Here is a 15,933-nt window from a genome sequence, read left to right as displayed (position 1 = left end):
GCGCTGCGGCCAATACGAAGCTCGAACTGCGTGGTTTCAAGAGCGCCTCTCAACCCGTTTGGTCCGGTCCGGGGAGCAATTTTGCACGCTGGTCGAATAGCAATCCGCCGACTAGTCGGTTGACCTCGTCTGGGTCGGCTCCGTCGGTGATCAGCTTTCGCCTCAAAGAGTGCGCCTTGTCGAGGTTGTCGAGCTTTTTCTCGATCGCCAGTTGATGCTTTTCTTCAACTTTCGCGTTTTCCGGATCGGCCTTCGCCCGTCGCCTCTGGTTGTCATGGTAGAACAGAGTTCGCGACAAGACCCAGTCCGCGGATTTTTTCGAGATGTTTTCGAAAGATCCAAGAGCGTTGAAAGAGTTTTCACAGTCAATGCTTTTAATTTCCCCGGCGTATTCGAAGGCGTAAATCTTTGCAGCGGATGGCCCATGCTCAAAGCTCAAGCAAGCCAAATAAAACAGTTCTAAAATGACTGCATTCAGCTCCAGATCGATTGAGGTCAAATGACCAAACTCGGTGGTTTTGGTGTCGGACTTCAGCAAGATTTGCGTCATGTGGTTCCCCCTTAGCTTGAACTACAAATCCAGCACCAGTCGGGCCGGGTCTTCAAGCGATTCCTTGACGCGCACGAGGAAGGTGACGGCGTCCTTGCCGTCGATGACGCGGTGGTCGTAGGACAGCGCCAGATACATCATCGGGCGGATTTCGACCTTGCCGCCGATCGCCATCGGCCGCTCCTGAATCTTGTGCATACCCAGAATGCCGGCCTGCGGCGCGTTCAGGATCGGCGTCGACATCAGCGAGCCGTAGATACCGCCATTGGTGATGGTGAAGGTGCCGCCCTGCATCTCGTCGATCTTGAGCTGACCGTCGCGGGCGCGGCGGCCGTAATCGGCGATGCTTTTCTCGATCTCGGCGATCGACTTGCGGTCGCAGTCGCGCACCACGGGCACGACGAGACCCTTGTCGGTGCCCACTGCAATGCCGATGTGGTAGTAATTCTTGTAGATCAGGTCGGTGCCGTCGATTTCGGCGTTGGCGGCGGGAATGTCCTTCAATGCCTGCACGCAGGCCTTGGTGAAGAAGCCCATGAAGCCGAGCTTGGAGCCGTGCTTCCTCTCGAACGCCTCCTTGTAGTGCGTACGGAGCGTCATGACGCCGGTCATGTCGACCTCGTTGAAGGTCGTCAGCATTGCGGCGGTGTTCTGCACCTCCTTGAGGCGGCGCGCGATGGTCTGGCGCAGCCGCGTCATCTTCACGCGCTCCTCGCGCGCGGCGTCGTCGGCGGGCGAGGGCGCGCGCACCTGCACGGCGGCGGCCGGCTGGTTGACCGGGGTCGCCGTGGATGCGGCCTTCTCGATCGCGGCCAGCATGTCGCCCTTGGTGACGCGGCCGTCCTTGCCGGAGCCCGGCACGGTCGAGGCGTCGACGCCGCTCTCAGTGGAGAGTTTTCGCACCGAGGGCGCGAGCGGCGCGTCGGATGGCGGCGATTTTTGCGCCGGGGCAGGGGAAGCCGGAGCAGTGACAGCAGGCTGCGCCGCCGGTGCGGCAGCCTTCGCGGGTGCCGCACCTTCGGAAATCTGCCCAAGCAGTGCGCCGACGGCAACCGTCTCGCCGTCCCTGGCGACGATCTCGCCAAGCGTGCCGGCGGAGGGTGCGGGCACTTCGATGGTCACCTTGTCGGTTTCGAGCTCGACGAGCGGCTCGTCGACGGCCACGGCGTCGCCTGGCTTCTTGAACCATTTTCCGATTGTCGCCTCGGTCACCGATTCGCCGAGCGTCGGAACGCGTATCTCAATCATTGTTGTTTTGTCCTCAATAAAACTCCGCAGTGACCATCCGCGAACGCGGATGATAGTCCGAGGCGCGTCATGCGGGAGCACCGGCGCTGCATGGTACTGGATGCCTCGCTTTCGCGGAGCATGACAATTCCTCAGTCCAGGGCCTCGTCGATCAACGCCTTGAGTTGCGCAAGATGCTTCGACAGCAACCCGGTCGCGGTGGCCGCGGCGGCGGCGCGTCCGGCATAACGCGGGCGCTTGTTGGGTGCGTCGATCTGGTTGAGAACCCATTCGAGATAGGGTTCGATGAAGTGCCACGCGCCCATGTTGCGCGGCTCTTCCTGGCACCAGACGATCTCGGCCTTCTTGAAGCTGCCGAGGACCTGCACCAGCGCCTTCAGCGGCACCGGATACAACTGTTCGATCCGCACCAGGTAGACATCGGTGATGTCGCGCTTCTCGCGTTCCTCGTAGAGGTCGTAGTAGACCTTGCCGGAGCACAGCACCACGCGGCGGATCTTCTCGTCCTCCACCAACCTGATTTTCTGGTCCGGCAGCATCGCCGCGTCGTCGTAAAGGATACGGTGGAATGCGGTGTCGGCGGCGAGCTCGTCGAGACGCGATACCGCCCGCTTGTGACGCAGCAGCGACTTCGGCGTCATCATGATTAGCGGCTTGCGGATCTGGCGGTTCAACTGCCGGCGCAGCGCATGGAAGTGGTTTGCCGGCGTGGTGAGGTTGACCACCTGCATGTTGTCTTCCGCGCACATCTGCAGGAATCGCTCCAGCCGCGCCGAGGAATGCTCCGGTCCTTGGCCTTCATAGCCGTGAGGCAGCATGCAGACGAGGCCCGACATGCGCAGCCACTTGCGCTCTCCGGCGGAGATGAACTGGTCGAACACCACCTGCGCGCCGTTGGCGAAATCGCCGAACTGCGCTTCCCATAGCGTGAGCGTGTTGGGCTCCGCGAGCGAATAGCCGTATTCGAAGCCGAGCACCGCTTCTTCCGACAGCAGCGAGTTGATGACCTCGTAGCTGCCCTGGTCCTTGCCGAGATGGTTGAACGGCGTGTAGCGGCTCTCGTCCTGCTGGTCGAACAGCACCGAATGCCGCTGCGAGAAGGTGCCGCGCTCGCTGTCCTGGCCGGACAGCCGGACGTTATGGCCCTCCAGCACCAGGGTGCAAAACGCCAGCGCCTCGGCCGTCGCCCAGTCGAGACCGACACCGCTGTCGATCGCCGTGGCGCGGTGGTCGAGAAAGCGCTGCACCGTGCGATGCACGCGGAAACCGTCCGGCACCCGCGTGATGCTGCGGCCGATCTCCTTCAGCGTCGCGATGTCCACGCCGGTGATGCCACGGCGCGGCTCCTCGTCCTGCTCGGCGAGCTTGAGGCCTGCCCACTTGCCGTCGAGCCAGTCGGCTTTGTTCGGCTTGTAGCCGGCGCCGGCCTCGAATTCGGCGTCGAGCCGTGCGCGCCAGTCGGCTTTCAGTTTTTCGATCTCGCCCTCGGTTATGAGGCTCTCAGCGGTCAGCCGCTTCGCGTACAGTTCGAGCGTCGAGGGGTGCGTCGCGATCTTCTTGTACATCATCGGATTGGTGAACGACGGCTCGTCGCCTTCGTTATGGCCGTGACGGCGATAGCAGAACATGTCGATCACCACCGGCTTGTGGAACTTCTGCCGGAATTCGATCGCCACCTTGGCGGCGAACACCACGGCTTCCGGATCGTCGCCGTTGACGTGGAAGATCGGCGCATCGATCATCTTCGCGAGGTCGGACGGATAGGGCGACGAGCGCGAGTAGCGCGGATAGGTGGTGAAGCCGATCTGGTTGTTGACGATGAAGTGGATCGAGCCGCCGGTGCGGTAGCCCTTGAGGTCCGACAGCGCGAAACATTCCGCCACCACGCCTTGCCCCGCGAAGGCGGCGTCGCCGTGCATCAAGAGCGGCAGCACCGAGTCGCGCTGGTCGGGCGGATCGCCGTGCTGGTCCTGCTTGGCGCGCACCTTGCCGAGCACTACCGGATCGACGATTTCGAGGTGCGAGGGGTTGGCGGTCAGCGACAGGTGGATCCGGTTGTTGTCGAACTCGCGGTCCGACGACGCGCCGAGATGATACTTGACGTCGCCCGAGCCCTCGACCACGTCGGGATTTGCCGAGCCGCCCTTGAATTCGTGGAACAGCGCGCGGTGCGGCTTGCCCATCACCTGCGTCAGCACGTTCAGCCGTCCGCGGTGCGGCATGCCGATCACGATTTCCTTGACGCCGAGGTTGCCGCCGCGCTTGATGATCTGCTCCAGCGCCGGAATCAGCGATTCGCCGCCGTCGAGACCGAAGCGCTTGGTGCCGGTGAACTTGACGTCGCAGAACTTCTCGAAGCCCTCCGCCTCAACGAGTTTCTTCAGGATGGCGCGACGGCCTTCCGGCGTGAAGCTGATCTCCTTGTCCGGCCCCTCGATGCGCTCCTGAATCCAGCCCTTCTGCGCGCCGTTCGAAATGTGCATGAACTCGACGCCGAGCGTCTGGCAGTAGGTCCGCTCGCAGATCGCCACGATCTCGCGCAGCGTGCCGTATTCGAGGCCGAGGACGTGGTCGAGGAAGATCTTGCGATCCATGTCGGCATCGGTGAAGCCGTAGGCGCGCGGGTCGAGTTCTTCGTGATCGCGCGGAGGTTCGAGACCGAGCGGGTCGAGCCTGGCATGGAAATGCCCGCGCATGCGATAGGCACGGATCAGCATCAGCGCGCGAACCGAATCGCGGGTGGCCTGGTTGACATCGACGCCGGCCAGCGCCGAATCCCTCTTCTCCTTTGCCTTGGCCTGTACCTTGGCGCCCACGGCCTTCTCGACCTGCGTCCAGTTGCCGTCGAGCGCGGAGGTGAGGTCGTCCTGCGGCGCCGGCGGCCAGTTCGCCTTCTCCCAGGACGGGCCTTTTGCGTTCTTCCGGACGTCCTCGGGAGAGTCCTTCAGGCTTTTGAAGAAGTCCTGCCACTCGGCATCGACCGAGCCGGGGTCTTTCTCGTAGCGGGCGTAGAGGCCGTCGATATAAGTGGCATTCGCGCCCTGCAGGAACGAGGAAAGGGCAAATGCTGCATTCGCGTTCTGGCGAGACATATCGCGTCCTGACGAATTTTGGCCTTGCGCGTAACAGACGGCGCGTCCGCCGATTCCGGGCCGGGATCAGCGCGAATTCGAACTTTTTACCTTATTTGGGGCGAAACTTCGCGCCGAAAAGAACCAAAGTTTGAATCATGACTTCAATTTTTCGACAAGAGTCTTTCCGAGCCGCGCCGGAGACGGAGAGACGCTGATGCCGGCCGCTTCCATGGCTGCGGTCTTGGATGCGGCATCGCCCTTGCCGCCGGAAATGATCGCGCCGGCATGGCCCATGCGGCGGCCGGGAGGCGCGGTGACGCCGGCGATAAAGCCGACCACGGGCTTGTTGCGGCCGCGCCTGGCCTCGTCGATCAGGAACTGGGCGGCGTCTTCCTCGGCCGAACCGCCGATCTCGCCGATCATCACGATCGAGCTGGTCTTGGGGTCGGCCAGGAAAATTTCCAGAATATCGATGAATTCGGTGCCCTTGACGGGGTCGCCGCCGATGCCGACCGCCGTGGTCTGACCGAGGCCTTCCTGGCTGGTCTGGAATACCGCCTCATAGGTCAGCGTGCCCGAGCGGGAGACGATGCCGACATTGCCCGGCTTGAAGATGTTCGCGGGCATGATGCCGATCTTGCATTGTCCGGCCGTCACGACGCCCGGGCAATTCGGTCCGATCAGCCGCGATTTCGATTCCGACAGCGCGCGCCTGACGCGCACCATGTCCAGCACCGGAATGCCCTCGGTGATGCAGACGATCAACGGGATTTCGGCGTCGATCGCCTCGCAGATCGCGTCCGCCGCACCCGGCGGCGGTACGTAGATCACGCTGGCGTCGGCGCCTGTCGCCTCGCGCGCTTCGCGGACGGTGTCGAACACCGGCAGGTCGAGGTGCTTGATGCCGCCCTTGCCCGGCGAGGTGCCGCCGACCATCTTGGTGCCGTAGGCGATGGCGGCCTCGGAGTGAAACGTGCCGTTCTTGCCGGTAAAGCCCTGGCAGATGACCCTGGTGTTCTTATCGATCAGAATGGACATGCTGGGATCGCTTTCACGAAACGGTCTTTGGAGGACGAGCGGAGAGCCTTAGCCCCTCACGGCCTTGACAATCTTCTGTGCGGCGTCGTCGAGATCGTCGGCGGGTAGCACGTTGAGGCCGGATTCGCGGATGATCTTTTTGCCGGCATCGACGTTGGTGCCTTCGAGACGAACCACCAGCGGGACATTGAGGCCGACCTGCTTCACGGCGGCGACGACGCCCTCGGCAATGACGTCGCATTTCATGATGCCGCCGAAAATGTTGACCAGAATGCCCTTCACGTTCGGATCGGCGGTGATGATCTTGAAGGCGGCTGCGACCTTGTCCTTGGTGGCGCCGCCGCCGACATCGAGAAAGTTCGCAGGCGCCATGCCGTAGAGCTTGATGATGTCCATGGTCGCCATGGCAAGGCCGGCGCCGTTGACCATGCAGCCGATCTGGCCGTCGAGCGCGACGTAGCTCAGATCGAACCTCGACGCCTCGATTTCCTTGGCGTCCTCCTCGCTCTCGTCGCGTAGCGCCACCGCGTCGGGATGGCGGTATAGCGCGTTGTCGTCGAACGACACCTTGGCGTCGAGCACGCGCAGTTCGCCCTGCCTGGTGACGACCAGCGGATTGATCTCCAGCATCGCCATGTCCTTGGCGATGAAGGCGTTGTAGAGCTGCGCGACCAGCTTCTCCGCCTGCTTGCCGAGATCGCCGCGCAGTCCCAGCGCCTTGGCGACAGTGCGGCCGTGGTGGCTCATCACGCCGGTGGCGGGATCGACCGAGAAGCTCACGATTTTCTCAGGCGTGGTGTGGGCGACGTCCTCGATGTTCACCCCGCCCTCGGTGGAGACCACGAACGCGACCCTTGAGGTTTCGCGGTCGACCAGCGCGGAGAGATAGAACTCCTTGTCGATGTCGGAGCCTTCCTCGATGTAGAGGCGGTTGACCTGCTTGCCGGCGGGGCCGGTCTGCACCGTGACCAGCGTCGCGCCGAGCATCTGGCTGGCGAACTGCTTCACCTCGTCGATCGATTTGGCGAGGCGGACGCCGCCCTTGTCGCCGGCGGAGGCTTCCTTGAACTTGCCCTTGCCGCGGCCGCCCGCGTGAATCTGGCTTTTCACCACCCAGACCGGGCCGCCCAACGTTTCCGCCGCGGCCTCGGCTTCCGATGCCTTCAGCACCGGGACCCCGCGCGAGACCGGCACGCCAAATTCGCGCAGCAACGCCTTGGCCTGATATTCGTGGATGTTCATCTGGATGCCCCTTATGGCGTCAGTGCGAGCGTAGCGAAGCAATCCAGAAACCACAAAATTAAGAACTGGATTGCTTCGTCGCGTCGCTCCTCGCAATGACGGATCGATGAAAGTCCTATTTCGGAAATGTCACTTCCCCAGCAGATCGGGCGCGATCTTCTTGCAGGCATCGACGAGCCCCTGAACCGCGCCGACCGATTTGTCGAAGGCCTCGCGATCCTTGCCCGCCAGTTCGATCTCGACAACGCGCTCGACGCCCCTGGCGCCGATCACGACGGGCACGCCGACATACATGTCTTTCACGCCGAACTCGCCGTTGAGATAGGCGGCGCATGGCAGCACGCGCTTCTTGTCGCGCAGGTAGCTTTCCGCCATCGCGATCGCGGAGGCCGCGGGCGCATAGAACGCCGAACCGGTTTTCAGCAGGTTGACGATCTCGGCGCCGCCGTTGCGGGTGCGATCGACGATCTCGTCGATGCGCGCCTGCGAGGTCCAGCCCATCTTGACGAGGTCCGGCAGCGGAATGCCGGCCACGGTCGAGTACTTCACCAGCGGCACCATGCTGTCGCCGTGACCGCCGAGCACGAAGGCCGTGACGTCTTCCACCGACACGTCGAACTCGTCGGCGAGGAAATAGCGGAAGCGCGAGGAGTCCAGCACGCCCGCCATGCCGACCACCTTCTTCGCCGGCATACCCGAGGCTTTCTGAAGCGCCCACACCATGGCGTCCAGCGGATTGGTGATGCAGATGACGAAGGCGTCGGGCGCGTACTTCTTGATGCCGGCGCCGACCTGCTCCATCACCTTGAGGTTGATGCTCAAGAGATCGTCGCGGCTCATGCCCGGCTTGCGCGGGATGCCGGCGGTGACGATGCAGACCTTGGCGCCCTCGAGCGCTTCATAGGAATTGGCGCCGGTCAGTTTGGCGTCGAACCCGTCCACCGGGGACGACTGCGCGATATCGAGAGATTTGCCCTGTGGAATGCCTTCGGCGATATCGAACATCACGACATCGCCGAGTTCTTTCAGTCCGATGAGATGAGCAAGCGTTCCTCCGATCTGACCGGAGCCGATCAAGGCAATCTTGTCGCGCGCCATGGAAATCTGTCCTTTGATGACAACAGAGGCAGGAAGGAAAAATCTCGACAAGATCGTGGTTAGACCTTTCGTCTCGCCCGTTCAAGTCGCCGCAACGTGCATTCGTTCCATACCCGGATTTCGACCTCGCAATGACGGAATCAATGTCACGTTTCCACCAATCCGGTGGCCGCTCCGCTGGCGGCGGAATCGCTGCGGCCGTGGGCCTGCGCCAGATAGGATTCCGAGCCCATCTCGATCAGACGCGAGGAGGTGCGCTTGAATTCGTTCGCCTCATAGCCGTCGGTGGCGCGATAGAGCGACAGCGGATCGGTATCGCTCGACGCCATCAGTTTCACGCCGGTGTCATAGAGCGTGTCGATCAAGGCGATGAATCGCTTGGCGGCGTTGCGGTCGGCGTAGTCCATCACCGGGATGCGGTCGATCATAAGCGTGTGATAGTCGTGCGCGAGCCGTAAGTAGTCGGAAGCCGCAAGCGGCTCCTCGCAGAGTTCGGCAAAGGAAAACCGGGCGACGCCGTGGGCCGAGCATGGCACATGCAGGATGCGGCCCTTGATCGCGATGTCGCGCGGCCTGCAGGGCGCACCGCCGGTCATGAGCGCCCAGGCCTTGTCGAGCGCCGTTTCGGCGGCAGCGTCGGCGGGTGTCAGCCACATCGTGACGCCGGCGAGCTTTTCCATGCGGAAGTCGGTGCGGGCATCGAGACGCAGCACGTCCATGCGCTCCTCGATCTGTGCGATGAACGGCAGGAACAGTACGCGGTTGAGGCCACCCTCATAGAGGTGTTCGGGCGGGACGTTGGATGTCGCCACCACGACCGTGCCAAGTTCGAACAGCCGCGCGAACAAGCGGCCGAGGATCATGGCATCGGCGATGTCGGTGACATGGAATTCGTCGAAGCACAAAAGCCACGCTTCCTCGAAAATCGAGATCGCGGTGAGGTGAATGACGTCGGCGTCCGCCATCTCGCCGCGTGCGATGGTCTGGCGGAAGGCGTAGATGCGTTCGTGAACGTCGGCCATGAACTCGTGGAAGTGAACACGGCGTTTGTGCGCGACCGGACTCTCCTGGAAGAACAGGTCCATCAGCATGGTCTTGCCGCGTCCGACCTCGCCGTAGATATAAAGTCCCTTCGGGGCAGGTTCGTCGTCGGAATGGAACAGCTTGTCGAGAAAGCCGCCTTTGCCCGCCGGCTTGTAGGCCGTGAGCCGCTCGTCCAGCGTGGCGAGAGCTTCCACCGCTTGCGCCTGCGCAGGGTCCGCCTCGATCGCGCCTGACGCGACGAGGGCCTGATAGTGTTCGCGGAACGAGGGCGGCGAGGCCGAATGCATCGAATACCTTACGGTCCCATACGCGCCGAAATGCAAGCCGTGAATTGGTTGAAGATCTGTGCAGATCGGGCGATCACGCGCTGAGCGCGTAGGAGTCCTCGACCACGTAGGGGCCGCCGCCGACCGACGCGCGCGAGGAGAACAGCACGAATCGCTCGGCGGTGAACGCCCTGGCCGGGAAATAGCCGCGCACCGACAGATAATCCGCGACGTCCTGGTTGGACGCATCGCGCAAGCGCGCCAGCGTGACGTGGGGCGTGAACTTGCGGCCCTCGGGATCGAGTCCGCAGCGCCGCATCAGCCGTTCGAGCTCGCCCTGCAATTCGACCAGCGGGCTGCTCGGCTCCACTGAGGCGACGACGGCGCGCGGTTTCTTGCCGCCGAAACTCGACAGTCCCCGCAGCGTCACCTCGAACGGCTTGCGGTTGACCCGGAACAGCATCGACGCGATCTCGTTGGCGGAGGCGCCGTCGATATCGCCGATGAAGCGGAGCGTGAGGTGGTAGTTTTCGGGATCGATCCAGCGGGCGCCCGGCAGGCCGCCGCGTAAACTCGACAGCGTCTGGCCGATATCGGGCGGAATCTCCAGCCCGGTGAACAAACGCGGCATCGCAAAACCCTCGATGCTTAGGCTCGCCCCCGAAAAGTGGCTCGGCGAAAATCGAGCCTCGAAATCAATCCGGTGACGAATCACCGATATCCGTTTTTATCGTAGTTATGTGACGGTGCAAGGGCGAGGCGTGGGTGCGGTGTAACGTATGCTCTTTCTCAACCCTTCGGCGCATGGATGGCGCTGAGAAAGGCTTCAACCGTGGGCAGGATACGGCCGACGATCACCGCTATGCCGGCGGCGGTCGGATGCATTCCGTCGGCCTGATTGAGCCTTGTATTCGCCGCGACGCCGTCGAGGAAGAACGGATAAAGCGGCACGTCGTAGGTCTTCGCGAGATCGGGAAAGATCGCATTGAACTGAGAGACATACTCGGCCCCGTAATTCGGCGGCGCGATCATGCCGCACAGCAGGACCGCGACATCGCGGGCCTTCAGCCGCTTCAGGATTTCTTCCAGTGCGGCGCGCGTCACCTTGGGATCGATGCCGCGCAGGGCATCGTTTGCGCCCAGTTCGAGGATCACGCCCTGCGTGCCGGCAGGCACCGACCAGTCGAGCCGGCCGAGACCGCCGGACGCGGTGTCGCCGGAGACGCCAGCATTGTCGATCGCCACGTTCAGGCCTTTGTCTTTCAAGGCCTTTTCCAGTTGTGCCGGGAATGCGTCGGCGGCCGGAAGTCCGAGTCCGGCGCTCAAGGAGTCGCCGAGCACGACGATCTTGACGGGGCCATCGGCCGCCTGTGCCGGCACTGCCATGGCGATGCCCGCGCCAAGCAGCAGCCACGCGAACGTGCGCATCAACCTCTCGACCGCCGCAAAAAAAGTGCCATATGACATTTGCATGGATAGTCTCATCGAACGCTCGTCACCGGCCGGTTATTCCGAAATTCCGGACACCATCGCCATCTCCAATGTCAACCTCTCGCTCGGCAGCGGCGCGGCTCGGGTCCACATCCTCAAGGACATCGATCTCCGTATTGCCCGCGCCGAAGCCGTCGGTCTGATCGGCCCGTCGGGGTCGGGAAAATCCACGCTGCTCATGGTGATGGCGGGGCTGGAGCGTCCCGACAGCGGAGAGGTAGTGGTCGACGGCACCGCTTTCAATGCTCTCGACGAAGACGGTCTGGCGCGATTTCGCGGCCGTCACGTCGGCATCGTGTTCCAGTCCTTTCATCTGATTCCGACCATGACGGCGCTGGAGAACGTCGCGGTGCCGCTCGAACTCGCAGGCATTGCCGACGCCTCAAAGCGCGCCGCGCGCGAACTGGAGACTGTGGGTCTCGGCGAGCGGCTGCATCATTATCCGGCGCAGTTGTCGGGCGGCGAGCAGCAGCGCGTGGCGCTGGCGCGGGCGCTCGCGCCCGATCCCGCGATTCTCGTCGCCGACGAGCCGACCGGCAATCTGGATGAGGCGACCGGTCAGCAGATCGTCGATCTCCTGTTCACCAAACATGCCGAGCGCGGCATGACGCTGGTGCTGGTCACGCACGATATCGCGCTCGCGCAACGCTGCGACCGCGTGGTGCGGCTGCGCTCGGGACGCATCGATGGGACGGCTCGATGAGTTATCGTTACGTCATTCCGGGCCGCAAACCATCCGTCATTCCGGGGCGTGGCCGAAAGGCCACGAACCCGGAATCCATACGCCCGGTCTGTGTTCATGGATTCCGGGTTCGCGAACTTCGTTCGCGCCCCGGAATGACGAAGTAGACGAAGATGAGTCGCGCGCCTTTCCTTCCCCTGCGTCTGGCATTGCGCGAACTGCGCAGCGGCCTGCGCGGCTTCTATGTCTTCATCACCTGCATCGCGCTCGGCGTCATGGCGATTGCCGGCGTCGGCTCCGTGGCGTCGAGCCTGTCGGACGGCCTGGCGCGTGAGGGCCGCACGCTGCTTGGCGGCGATGTCGCATTTTCGTTGATTCAGCGCGAGGCGAAGCCGGACGAGATCGCATTCCTGCGCGCGCGAGGAACAGTCTCGGTGGCGGCGACGCTGCGCGCGATGGCGCGCGCGCCGGACGGCAAGCTGGCGCTGGTCGAGCTCAAGGCGGTGGATCGGGCCTATCCCATGCTCGGCGCGCTGACGCTGGCGCCAAACATCCCGATGGCCGGTCTGCTCGCCGAACGTGACGGGGTATTCGGCGCGGCCGCCGATCCGACCCTGCTGGCGCGGCTGGATCTCAAGGTCGGCGATCGTGTTACGATCGGCAGCGCCACCTTCGCGATCCGCAGCGCGGTCGACGCCGAGCCCGACAAGCTGGCCGGCCGTCTTGGATTCGGTCCGCGCTTTCTGGTCAGCATCGACGGTTTGCGCGCCACCGCCTTGCTGCAGCCCGGCAGTCTGGTGCGCTGGACTTACAGGGTGCGGCTTGCCGGCGACGGTGCCGACGACAAGGCGGCGACGGCGCTGGCCGACGATGCGCGGGCGGCGCTGCCGGAGGCGGGCTGGGATATCCGGAGCCGCAACAATGCCTCGCCGCAACTCGAGCGGACCATCTCGCGGTTCACGCAGTTTCTGACCCTGGTCGGGCTCGCCGCCTTGCTGGTGGGGGGCGTCGGCGTCGGGAATGCGGTCAAGAGCCACATCGACCGCCGCCGCGATGTCATTGCATCGTTCAAGGCGCTGGGCGCGACCGGACGCGATGTGTTTGCGATCTATCTGACGCAGGTCATGGTGCTGGCCGCTCTCGGCTCACTCGCCGGTCTGGTTGTCGGCGCGGCGCTGCCCTTCATCATCGTCGGCGCGTTCGGCCATCTTCTGCCGTTGCCGGTGGTCCCGGCGCTGCACCCCGAGGCATTGGCGGTATCGGCCGTATATGGCCTGTTGACCGCGCTGGCGTTCGGCATCTGGCCGCTGGCGCGGGTCCATGACATTCCGGTCGCGGCGCTGTTTCGCGATACCGTCGCAAATGAAGCCTACCGGCCGCAGACCCGCTACCTGGTCTGGATGGCGCTCCTGATCGCGCTTCTGGCCGGGATCGCCATCGGCCTTTCCTACGACAAGCGCGTGGCTTTGGTGTTCGTGGCGGCGTCGGCGATGGTGTTCGCGTTGTTGCGCGGCATCGCCTCCGCCCTGATGGTGCTGGCGCGCCGGCTGCCGCGATCCCGGATCACCATGGTGCGGCTTGCGATCTCGAACATTCATCGTCCGGGAACGCTGACGCCGTCGGTGGTGCTGTCGCTCGGTCTCGGGCTTGCCGTGCTGGTCACGATCACCCAGATCGACGGCAATCTGCGGCGGCAGTTCCTGGCGGCATTGCCGGAGCGCGCGCCGTCGTTTTTTTTCATCGACATTCCCTCCTCGATGGCGGATCGGTTCACGGCATTCCTCAAGCAGCAGGCGCCGCAGGCAAAGGTGGAGGACGTGCCGATGCTGCGCGGGCGCATGGTCGCGGCGCGCGGCGTCAGGGCCGAAGACCTGAAACCCTCCCACGATGCCGCATGGGTGCTGCAAAGTGATCGCGGCCTCACCTACACCGGCGAGGTGCCGAAGGGGTCGAAGGTGGTCGAGGGCGAGTGGTGGGGAGCGGACTATGACGGGCCGCCGCTGGTATCGTTCGAGAAGAAGATCGCCGACGGGCTCGGGCTTAAGCTCGGCGATACCGTCGTGGTGAATGTGCTCGGCCGCGACATCACCGCCACCATCAGCAACATGCGCAGCGTGGACTGGCAGAGCCTCGGCATCAATTTCGTGCTGGTGTTCTCGCCCAACGCCTTTCGCGGCGCGCCGCACACCCATATCGCGACCCTGACCGAGACACATGACAGCGTTGCCAAAGATACCGCCATCATCAAGGCCGTCGCCGACGCCTTCCCGATGGTGACGAGCGTGCGGGTCCGCGAGGCCATGGAAACCATCGGGACCGTCGTCACCAACCTGGTGCTGGCGATCCGCGGTGCCAGCTCCGTTACCCTGATTTCGGCGATTCTCGTCCTCGGCGGCGCGCTGGCGGCCGGCCATCGCCATCGTGTCTACGACGCGGTGATCCTGAAAACCCTCGGCGCCACCCGGCTGCGGCTGCTCGGCGCCTACACGCTGGAATACTTGATGCTCGGCGCGGCCACCGCGGTGTTCGGTGTGGCCGCCGGTTCCATCGCGGCGTGGCTGATCGTGACGCGGCTGATGACGCTCGGCTTCGAATGGCAGGCGGGCAGCGCGGTCCTGGTGGTGGCCGCCGCGCTGCTGGTCACGGTCGCGCTGGGGCTGACCGGCACGCTGATGGCGCTCAACCAGAAGCCGGCCTCGGTATTGCGGAATTTATGACAAAATTAATGACGATATGTGGCATGCGTCACGGCGACCGTATCCACGGTTCCAGCCATGAGACGGGATCAAGGATTCTCTTGCGGGTTTGGCGCTTTTGGCGCATCGGTCTGCCGTGGATGGGGCCGATACCCTCGCCGGAGGGCGACATTCAGCCGCGCGTGGAAGCTTGCGCCGATTGTGCTAGTTTCCCACATACAGCTTGGGTCGGATACTGGCCTGATGACCAAAAATCAATATCAGCAGGCCAAAGGCATCCGAGACAGATTCGAACTGGCGCGTAAATCCTTTGCGGCGCCAGACAACCACGGGAATTCGACCATGTCGGACTTAGACCGTAACTATGCCTCTCCGTTTGGCCGGACCGCCGGGCGCGTTGATCGCGCGGCCGTCGACGCCGGTCTGCGTGCCTACATGCTCAAGATCTACAACTACATGTCGATCGGTCTCGCTATCACCGGCCTGGCCGCGCTCGGCGTGTACATGTTCGCCGTGACCGGTGACGCTAACCTTGCAGCCAAGTCGGCGACGGGTGCTTCGCTCGCCCTGAAGGGTGGACAATACCTGACGCCATTTGGCTTTACGATGTATGCCAGCCCGCTGAAGTGGGTGTTCATTTTTGCACCGCTGGCGATGGTTTTCGCCATCTCGTTTGGCATCAACCGGCTGAAGCCTGCAACCGCGCAAATGCTGTTCTGGGCGTTCTCGGCGCTGATGGGCGTGTCGCTGTCGTCGATCTTCCTGGTGTACACCCACACCTCGATCGTGCGGGTGTTCTTCATCACGGCGGCCTCGTTCGGCGCGCTGAGCCTCTATGGCTACACCACCAAGCGCGACATGACCGGCATGGGCTCGTTCCTGATCATGGGCCTGTTCGGCGTCATCATCGCGAGCGTCGTCAACATCTTCGTGGCGAGCTCGATGCTGCAGTTCTTGGTGTCGATCGTCGGCGTGCTGGTGTTCGCAGGTCTCACCGCCTACGACACCCAGCGGCTGAAGAACGACTACATCTACGGCTACGCCTCGCAGGGCGGCGAGATCGCGGAGCGCGCGGCGATTACCGGTGCGCTATCGCTCTACCTGAACTTCATCAACCTGTTCACGCTACTCCTGCAGTTGCTCGGACAGCGCGAATAGGCATGATCCCGAAAAGGGGTCTTCCGGTTTTCGGAGGATCATGCCTCAACGAACAACCAGACGATCTGACACGCGAAGCCCCGGCCAAGGCCGGGGCTTTTTCGTTGCGCCTGGGCACCGTCGAGCGCCGGGACTCGAACGGCTCCAGCGCCCGCTTATTGCGCCGGGACAAGCCGTCGCGCGAAGCCGACCGGCTGGAGACACTGAAGCGGATGTGACGTCCGGCGTCACGAGCGCGATCGGACGCAAAACCGGAATCCACTTTTGCTGATCGCGCTCCATGACCATTGACGGCGGAATGCTGGTTCCCCATCTGCCTCACACTGTTTATGGTTTATGCTGCTGA

The 15,933-nt window shown here is 63.4% G+C and carries 12 protein-coding genes; 3 read left to right on the top strand and 9 right to left on the bottom strand.

The window, feature by feature from the left end; translation table 11 throughout:
• Positions 1-49: 49 nt before the first annotated feature.
• From V4R08_RS09540 to V4R08_RS09500, 9 genes are all read right to left on the bottom strand, one after another.
• Complete coding sequence (locus tag V4R08_RS09540) at positions 50-550, bottom strand: hypothetical protein (protein WP_335579137.1); 501 nt, start codon at positions 548-550, stop codon at positions 50-52.
• 21 nt (positions 551-571) lie between these two features.
• The gene (gene odhB / locus V4R08_RS09535; protein ID WP_335579136.1) at positions 572-1,798 is read right to left on the bottom strand and encodes a 2-oxoglutarate dehydrogenase complex dihydrolipoyllysine-residue succinyltransferase; all 1,227 of its coding nucleotides are present in this window, start codon (positions 1,796-1,798) and stop codon (positions 572-574) included.
• A gap of 131 nt (positions 1,799-1,929) precedes the next feature.
• Positions 1,930-4,890: a 2-oxoglutarate dehydrogenase E1 component gene (locus V4R08_RS09530; RefSeq protein WP_335579135.1), complete on the bottom strand. Its 2,961-nt coding sequence runs from the start codon at positions 4,888-4,890 to the stop codon at positions 1,930-1,932.
• A 135-nt stretch (positions 4,891-5,025) separates the two neighbouring features.
• Positions 5,026-5,910 (bottom strand): succinate--CoA ligase subunit alpha, encoded by an 885-nt coding sequence (sucD, locus tag V4R08_RS09525; protein ID WP_335579134.1) that lies wholly within the window; start codon positions 5,908-5,910, stop codon positions 5,026-5,028.
• Positions 5,911-5,958: 48 nt separating this feature from the next.
• Complete coding sequence (gene sucC, locus V4R08_RS09520) at positions 5,959-7,152, bottom strand: ADP-forming succinate--CoA ligase subunit beta (RefSeq protein WP_335579133.1); 1,194 nt, start codon at positions 7,150-7,152, stop codon at positions 5,959-5,961.
• Between the two features lie 129 nt (positions 7,153-7,281).
• Positions 7,282-8,250: a malate dehydrogenase gene (mdh, locus tag V4R08_RS09515; protein WP_335579132.1), complete on the bottom strand. Its 969-nt coding sequence runs from the start codon at positions 8,248-8,250 to the stop codon at positions 7,282-7,284.
• A gap of 146 nt (positions 8,251-8,396) precedes the next feature.
• Positions 8,397-9,581 (bottom strand): cell division protein ZapE, encoded by a 1,185-nt coding sequence (gene zapE, locus V4R08_RS09510; protein WP_335579131.1) that lies wholly within the window; start codon positions 9,579-9,581, stop codon positions 8,397-8,399.
• 73 nt (positions 9,582-9,654) lie between these two features.
• On the bottom strand, positions 9,655-10,191 hold the full coding sequence (thpR, locus tag V4R08_RS09505) for an RNA 2',3'-cyclic phosphodiesterase (RefSeq protein ID WP_335579130.1): 537 nt from the start codon (positions 10,189-10,191) through the stop codon (positions 9,655-9,657).
• Positions 10,192-10,349: 158 nt separating this feature from the next.
• Entirely contained in the window at positions 10,350-11,033 is a 684-nt protein-coding gene (locus tag V4R08_RS09500) for an arylesterase (RefSeq protein ID WP_442935645.1), read from the bottom strand.
• Between V4R08_RS09500 and V4R08_RS09495 the strand changes: the two genes are divergently transcribed.
• The 3 genes from V4R08_RS09495 (at position 11,032) to V4R08_RS09485 (ending at position 15,587) form a co-directional block, all read left to right on the top strand.
• The gene (locus V4R08_RS09495) at positions 11,032-11,754 is read left to right on the top strand and encodes an ABC transporter ATP-binding protein (protein WP_335579128.1); all 723 of its coding nucleotides are present in this window, start codon (positions 11,032-11,034) and stop codon (positions 11,752-11,754) included. The genes V4R08_RS09500 and V4R08_RS09495 overlap by 2 nt on opposite strands.
• 152 nt (positions 11,755-11,906) lie before the next feature.
• On the top strand, positions 11,907-14,450 hold the full coding sequence (locus V4R08_RS09490) for an ABC transporter permease (RefSeq protein ID WP_335579127.1): 2,544 nt from the start codon (positions 11,907-11,909) through the stop codon (positions 14,448-14,450).
• A 321-nt stretch (positions 14,451-14,771) separates the two neighbouring features.
• Positions 14,772-15,587: a Bax inhibitor-1/YccA family protein gene (locus tag V4R08_RS09485; protein ID WP_335580229.1), complete on the top strand. Its 816-nt coding sequence runs from the start codon at positions 14,772-14,774 to the stop codon at positions 15,585-15,587.
• Positions 15,588-15,933: the final 346 nt, after the last annotated feature.

The sequence above is a fragment of the Nitrobacter sp. NHB1 genome (assembly GCF_036964665.1).
In the GTDB taxonomy this organism is placed as follows: domain Bacteria; phylum Pseudomonadota; class Alphaproteobacteria; order Rhizobiales; family Xanthobacteraceae; genus Nitrobacter.
Note: the sequence above shows the minus strand (reverse complement) of the source record. Positions and strands in the feature narration are given on the sequence as shown.